This is a genomic window from Bradyrhizobium sp. LM2.9 (assembly GCF_054056555.1).
On the sequence record NZ_JBSRYJ010000002.1, the window covers coordinates 7,815,583 to 7,822,519 of the forward strand.

Genomic DNA, 6,937 nt, shown 5'->3' on the forward strand with positions numbered 1-6,937 from the left:
GAGTTCGATAACAGAAACGGCAGAGTTTCCGATCATCGGAGAATTCTGCCGCATGAACGCTGTGACCCAAAGAGCCGGATGGAGCCGCCTGCCGCTGCGGGCGGCTGCGTTCGTCGCGCTGACCTGCGCGGCCATCCTCGGCCTCAGTGGCTGGCGGGAATGGGCGGCGCGCGACGCGGTGCTCAAGGGCGCCGAGACCGAGATGGCGAACGTTGCGCGCTCGCTGACCCAGCATGCCGAGGACAGCCTCGATCTCCTGGATTCAGGCGTCGTCGGCGTCGTCAGCCGGCTGGAGATGGACGGCACCGAGCCGGCCACGGTCGCCAAGCTCAGAACCTTGCTGTGGAGGCGCGCAAGAAGGCGATGGAGCGCGTCCACAGCCTCGCCATCATCGACGACCACGGCAATTGGTTGACCTCGCCCGGCACGATCGGCTCGACGTTCAACGACGACGCGTTTTTCCGCTATCACCAGCTCTCGCCGAAACGTGAGCCCCATATCGGCCGCCCGGTGAAAAGCCTGCTGGATGGCGAGTGGGTCGTCACCCTGTCGCGGCGCTTCAACAAGCTCGACGGCAGCTTCGGCGGCGTAGTGCTCGCGACCATCAGCTCGAGTTATCTCTCGCATTTCTACGAGCAGTTCGAGATCGGCCGCAACAGCTCGGTGGCGCTGATGCACGGCGACGGCATGATCATTGCGCGCAATCCCAGCAACGACAGGTTCGTCGGCCGCAGCGTCGGCGACACCCCGCTCTTCCGCGACGCCGGCCTGCAGCAGCTGAGCGGTGCCTATCATTTCAAGTCGCCGCTGGACGGCGCCGCACGCGTCAGCTTCTTCAAGCGCAGTAGCCGTTATCCGCTCGTCCTGCTCGCCACCGTCGACAAGGACGAGCTGCTGGCGCCCTGGCGCGCTGCAGCGATCTCCCGCATGCTCTACGTGCTCGCGCTGGTCATGCTGATCGCAATCATCGGTGCGGTGCTGGTGCGGCAGCTGCAGCGGGGCCAGCGCATGGCGGCCGCGCTGGTCGAGAAGGAAGCGCATTTCCGGCTGCTTGCCGAAGGCTCCAGCGACATGGTGACGCGTATCGGGCTCGACGAGCGGCTGCGCTATGTCTCGCCGTCGTCGATCCGCGTCGTCGGCTGGCGCGCCAACCAACTGATTGGAACGCCCGCGCTCGCCGGCGTTCACGCGGATGATCGGCCGCAGGTCCAGGCTCTCGTCGATGCCATGAAGCGCGGCGAGAAGGAGGAGGCGCGCGTCACCTATCGCAACGCGCACCGGCTGAACGGCGAAGTCTGGCTCGAATCGACCATGCGGGTGACCCGCAAGGACAATGGCCGCGCCGACGGCGTGGTCGCGATCTCGCGCGACATCACCGAGCAGAAGAAGCTGGAGACCAGGCTGGAAACCCTCGCGATCGAGGACAGCCTCACCGGGCTTGCCAATCGCCGCCGCTTCGACGAACGGCTGAAGGAGGAGTGGGCGCGCGCTTATCGCGACCGCTCCAGCCTCTCATTGCTGATGATCGACGTCGACCACTTCAAGTCCTACAACGACGAATACGGCCATCCCGCGGGCGATGCCTGCCTGCGGCTGGTGGCGCAGATCTTCGCGGCCGAGATGCAGCGTCCGGGCGATCTGGCGGCGCGCTACGGCGGCGAGGAATTCGCCGTGCTGCTGCCGAACACCGACGCCGCGGGCTGCGCCCGGATCGGCGAGCGGATTCGAGGGGCGATCCGTGATGCGGGCCTCGTCCACACCAGCAACCATACGTCCGGCTGCGTCACCGCTTCGCTCGGCGGTGCAGCCTGCCGGCCGGTGCTGGAGCGCACGGCTGGCGTTGTCTCGCTCGTCGAGGCCGCCGACCAGGCGCTCTATGCCGCGAAGGAGGCCGGGCGCAACCGGCTGATGATGTCGGGCGAGATGACCAACCTCCTGCGCAAGGCGTCCGGTCAGTAACACCGCTCAATAATGCGGCGGGGGCTCATTGGCCGCTCCCGGCGCATTCGCCTCGGCCTCCTGCAGCCGCTCGCCGAGCTCCGCGATCTTCCGCGTCAGCGCGTCGATCTGCTTCCACTGCGCGGTGATGGTCTGGTTCAGCGTCTCGATCGTGTCGTCCTGATAGGCGAGGCGCGTCTCCAGCGCGTCGATGCGCTCGCCGAGCGTCTTGATCTCATTCGTCACGTGCCGTGTCCTTGTCCCGTTCGCGCAATCCAGGTTCGTGCAATCCAAGTTCTTGCGAGCCAAGTTCTCGCAAACCATGGCCGAGCGCGACGCGCTCGTCGAACACGAAGCATTCGCCGCGCCAGCGGCTCTGCGCTTCCGGCACTTCTGCCAGATATTTGAGAATGCCGCCCTTGAGGTGATAGACTTCGGCAAAGCCGCGCGCGAGCAGATGCGCGCTCGCCTTCTCGCAGCGGATGCCGCCGGTGCAGAACATCGCGATCTTGGGGTGTTTGGCGGGATCGAGCTGCTCGGCTGCAAATTCCCTGAACTGGCCGAAGCTCTTGATGCCGGGGTCGATCGCGCCGTCGAACGTCCCCATCGCCACCTCGAAGGCGTTCCTGGTGTCGAGCACCAGCGTGTCGGGCGCCGCGATCAGTGCGTTCCATTCGCTCGCATCGACATAGGTGCCGACTTGGCGCGTCGGATCGGCGGCCTGATCGCCGAGCGTGACGATTTCCTTCTTCAGCCGCACCTTGAGCCGGCCGAATGGCATCGCCTCGGCGGTCGAGAATCTCAGTTCGAGATTGCTTAGCCTGCCGCCGAACATGTCGCCGTGCGCGAGCTCATGGGCGAGGGCGTCGATCGCCTCGACCGTGCCGGCGACCGTGCCGTTGATGCCCTCCTGCGCCAGCAGCACGCTCCCCTTCAACGCCAGGCCGGCACAGAATGCGCGCAACGGCTCGCGCAGCTCGCGGTAATCGGGCAGGGCGGCGAATTGGTAGAAGGCGGCGACCTTGTAAATCATGGTGTCCGTTTAGCAGGCGGCCCGCGCCCGGAAAACCCGCAACGCGCAGCTCTATTCCCAGCGGGTAGCAGCCATTTCCCTGGTATGCCAGCATTGCCCCGGCGGGCCGGAATGTGTCATGTAAGCCCGGTTTTTCCGACCCCGGCGCACCATCCGCGTGAGACGCCCAACGAGAGCAAGGATTCGATGAGAAACTTCCATTTCCCCGGCAGGTCCACGGTCCACGCCACCAACGCAATGGTGGCGACCTCGCATCCGCAGGCGTCGCTCGCCGCGATCGAGGTGCTGCGCGAGGGTGGCACGGCGGTGGACGCGGCGGTGGCGGGCTCGGCGCTGCTCGGCGTGATCGAGCCGCAATCGACCGGCATCGGCGGCGACTGCTTTGCGCTGATCCAGCCGCGCGGCGAAGGCAAGATCATCGCCTATAACGGCTCCGGCCGCGCCCCCAAGGCGGCGAACGCCGATTGGTATATCGAGCGCAAGATCAACTCCGTGCCGCTGACTTCGGCGCATGCGGTCTCGGTCCCCGGCGTGATCGACGCCTTTGCGACTGTTTTGCGCGATCACGGCAAGTTCGGCTTCGACCGGCTGCTCCAGCCCGCGATCAAGGCGGCCGAAGAAGGCTACGTCGTCGCCCCTCGCATCGCCTTCGACTGGAAGAACCAGTTCGAGAAGCTGAAGCGCGGCACCAACACCGAGCGCTATCTGCTGCCGCACGGCAAGCCGCCGGTGGCCGGCGATGTCATCCGCCAGGCGGAGCTCGGCAAGACGCTGCGGGCGATCGCCAGGGACGGTCGCGACGCCTTCTACAATGGCCCGATCGCGGAAGACATGGTGGAGACCCTGCGCGGAATTGGCGGCCTGCACACGCTCGACGATTTCGCCGCGCACGCCACCGAGACGACGACGCCGATCGGCACGATGTACAAGGGCTACGACGTCTGGCAGTGCCCGCCGAACGGACCTGGCCTCACCATGCTGCTGATGTTGAACATCCTGTCGCGGTTCGACCTGACAAAATACGCGCCGCTCAGCATCGAGCGTTTCCATCTCGAAGCCGAGGCCGCGCGCATCGCCTACATGCATCGCGAGCTGCATGTCTCCGATCCCGAGCATATGCAGATCGAGGTCGCCAAAATCCTCGCCAAGGAATTCTGCAACGAGCACATCGACAAGATCCGCATGGACGGTATGCTCGACCTGCCGAACGTCGCGCCGCCGATGAATCCCTCGACCATCTACATCACGGTCGTGGACAAGGACCGCAACGTCTGCTCGTTCATCAACTCGATCGCGCATTCATTCGGCTCGGCGATCGTCTCGAACAAGACCGGCGTCCTGCTCCAGAACCGCGCCGGCGGCTTCCGTATCCAGCCCGGTCACCCGAATTGCATCGCCGGCGGCAAGCGTCCGCTGCACACGATCATGCCGAGTCTGCTCACCAAGGACGGCCGGTCCGTGATGCCGTTCGCGGTGATGGGCGGACAGTATCAGCCGGTTGGCCAGACCCATGTGGTGACCAACATTCTCGACTATGGCTGCGACGTACAGGAGGCGATCGATATGCCGCGCGGCCTGCATTACGAGGGCCAGTACCAGCTCGAGGACAGCATGCCGGCCGATATCGTCGAAGGCCTGAAGAAGCTCGGCCACAAGACTACCAGCGTGGTCGGTCCGCTCGGCGGCGCCCAGGCGATCTGGATCGACTGGGACAAGGGCACGCTCACCGGCGGTTCCGATCCGCGCAAGGATGGTTGCGCCCTCGGCTACTGACCACCGCGCACGGGGTTCCCTGCGCACGATCAGGAAAAATTGACGAAGGGCGACGCGGCATCTGCTGCGTCGCCCTTTCCCGTTCGGAACGGAGCTCATTGCTTCAGGTTAAGGGGGCGATGAGCGGTGCAGGTGTGCGCTGCTTTTGCTCGAAGCGGCGGAGGCCCTCCATGTCCGAAAAACCAGGTTCCGGACGATCCGGATTCGATCGGCGCGCCTTCATAGCGGGCGCTGCCGGCAGTGCGCTGGTCCCTATGACGGCGCGCGCGGCCACGCAGGATGCGAGCGTGTCAGCCGCGCAGGATCCGGCGCTTCCGGTTGATGTCACGCTGCGGGTCAACGGCAAGGACAAGCGCCTGCACATTGACGCCCGCACCACGGTGCTCGATGCGCTGCGTGAACATCTCAAGCTCACCGGCAGCAAGAAGGGCTGCGACCACGGCCAGTGCGGCGCCTGCACGGTGCTGATCGACGATCGGCGCGTGGTATCGTGCCTGACGCTCGCGCTCGCAGCCGAGGGGCAGGAGATCACGACGATCGAGGGCCTTGCCACCGACGATCATTTGCATCCGATGCAGCAGGCCTTTGTCGACAACGACGCCTTTCAATGCGGCTATTGCACGCCGGGCCAGATCATGTCCGCCGTGGCCTGCGTCAAGGAGGGGCATGCGGGCAGCGAGGCCGACATCCGCGAATATATGAGCGGCAACATCTGCCGCTGCGCCGCCTATCCCAACATCGTCGCCGCCGTGAAGCAGGCCGCGCCCGAGATCATGAAAGGCTAGGCGCATGCGACCGTTTTCGTATCAGAGAGCAACAGATCCTGACTTGGCCGTGCAGGCGCTCAGCGCTGCCGCGGCTGCGAACAATCCGTTGACGCAGGCCGCGGCACAGCCGCTCGCCGGCGGCACCACGCTGATCGACCTGATGAAGCTGGATGTGATGCGTCCCGCCGCGCTCGTCGATATCAATCCGCTTGCGCGCGGCTGGTCCGCTATCGAATCCAAAGGCGACGGCTTGCGGCTCGGCGCGCTCGCGAAGATGTCCGATGTGGCCGCGCATGCCGAGATCCAGCGCAACTATCCTGTGATCGCGAATTCCCTGAATCTCGCCGCCAGCGCCCAGCTGCGCAACATGGCGACGCTCGGCGGCAACGTGATGCAGCGCACGCGTTGCAGCTACTTCCGCGACGTCTCCTATGAGAATTGCAACAAGCGCAATCCTGGCTCGGGCTGTGCCGCCATGGATGGCGTCAATCGCATGCATGCGGTGCTCGGTACGTCCGATCAGTGTATCGCGACCTATCCCGGCGATTTTGCCCAGGCGCTGATCGCGCTGGACGCAATGGTCGAGATCACCGGCAGGTCCGGCACGCGCAACGTGCCGTTCGCAGATCTGCACCAGGCACCCGGCAGCACGCCCGACATCGAGACCACACTTCAGCCCGGTGAGTTGATCTCGGCATTCTCCGTTCCCGGCCGCTGGCCGCGCTCGGTCTATCTCAAGGCGCGCGACCGTCAGTCCTATGAGTTCGCGTTGTCGTCGGCTGCCGTCGCGCTCGACGTGCAGGATGGCACGATCAGGGACGCACGCGTCGCGCTGGGCGGCGTCGCCACCGTGCCGTGGCGGGCGCGCGGGGCGGAGGCGCTGGTGAAGGGACAGAAATTCGACGACGATCTGGCGCAGCGTGTTGCCGCTGCCGCTTTCGCGGACGCGCGGGGACGCCAGCACAACAGCTTCAAGATCGCGCTCGGCAAGCGCGTGGTGGCGCGCGCGCTCCAGCAGGCCGTAACGATGGAGGTCCGATCATGACCGCTGCAGCTCCCGAGCCGAAGGCAAACATGGGCCAGCCGGTGCCGCGCTATGACGCCGCCGCAAAAGTCACGGGACGGGCGACATATGCGTCCGACATGCCGCTCGACAATCCCGCCTACGCATTCCTGGTCACCAGTGCCATCGCCAAGGGCCGCATCGACGGCTTCGATCTCGACGACGCCAGAGGCGTCCGCGGCGTGATCGACATCGTCACGCACGAGAACGCCCCGAAGCTGAAGGAGTCGAAGCTGTTCAGCAATGGCGGCTATGCCGGCACCACGATCCAGCCGCTGAAATCGGCCGACATCGCCCATGACGGCGAGATCATCGCGGTGGTCATCGCCGAGAGCTACGAGGCCGCGCGCGAGGCCGCCAATC

Annotated in this window: 5 protein-coding genes and 2 pseudogenes; 5 read left to right on the forward strand and 2 right to left on the reverse strand. The window is 65.5% G+C overall.

What is annotated here, in order from left to right:
- Positions 1 to 52: 52 nt before the first annotated feature.
- A pseudogene (locus ACVWW3_RS39465) lies at positions 53 to 1,959 on the forward strand (sensor domain-containing diguanylate cyclase).
- A 6-nt stretch (positions 1,960 to 1,965) separates the two neighbouring features.
- Here ACVWW3_RS39465 and ACVWW3_RS39470 read toward each other — a convergent pair.
- Together ACVWW3_RS39470 and trhO are read right to left on the reverse strand one after the other, a co-directional pair.
- A complete protein-coding gene (locus tag ACVWW3_RS39470; protein WP_456651109.1) occupies positions 1,966 to 2,184 on the reverse strand; it encodes a SlyX family protein in 219 nt (72 codons plus the stop codon).
- Positions 2,174 to 2,971: an oxygen-dependent tRNA uridine(34) hydroxylase TrhO gene (gene trhO, locus ACVWW3_RS39475; protein WP_456651108.1), complete on the reverse strand. Its 798-nt coding sequence runs from the start codon at positions 2,969 to 2,971 to the stop codon at positions 2,174 to 2,176. Before trhO ends, ACVWW3_RS39470 begins: the two co-directional genes overlap by 11 nt.
- 186 nt (positions 2,972 to 3,157) lie before the next feature.
- Between trhO and ggt the strand changes: the two genes are divergently transcribed.
- From ggt to ACVWW3_RS39495, 4 genes and pseudogenes are all read left to right on the forward strand, one after another.
- The gene (gene ggt, locus ACVWW3_RS39480; RefSeq protein WP_456651107.1) at positions 3,158 to 4,744 is read left to right on the forward strand and encodes a gamma-glutamyltransferase; all 1,587 of its coding nucleotides are present in this window, start codon (positions 3,158 to 3,160) and stop codon (positions 4,742 to 4,744) included.
- Positions 4,745 to 4,914: 170 nt separating this feature from the next.
- On the forward strand, positions 4,915 to 5,529 hold the full coding sequence (locus ACVWW3_RS39485) for a (2Fe-2S)-binding protein (protein ID WP_247340533.1): 615 nt from the start codon (positions 4,915 to 4,917) through the stop codon (positions 5,527 to 5,529).
- A 4-nt stretch (positions 5,530 to 5,533) separates the two neighbouring features.
- Positions 5,534 to 6,556, forward strand: a complete 1,023-nt coding sequence (locus ACVWW3_RS39490) for an FAD binding domain-containing protein (RefSeq protein ID WP_456651106.1) — start codon at positions 5,534 to 5,536, stop codon at positions 6,554 to 6,556.
- Positions 6,553 to 6,937: pseudogene (locus tag ACVWW3_RS39495) on the forward strand (xanthine dehydrogenase family protein molybdopterin-binding subunit); the annotation flags it as partial. The gene ACVWW3_RS39490 and the pseudogene ACVWW3_RS39495, both read left to right, overlap by 4 nt.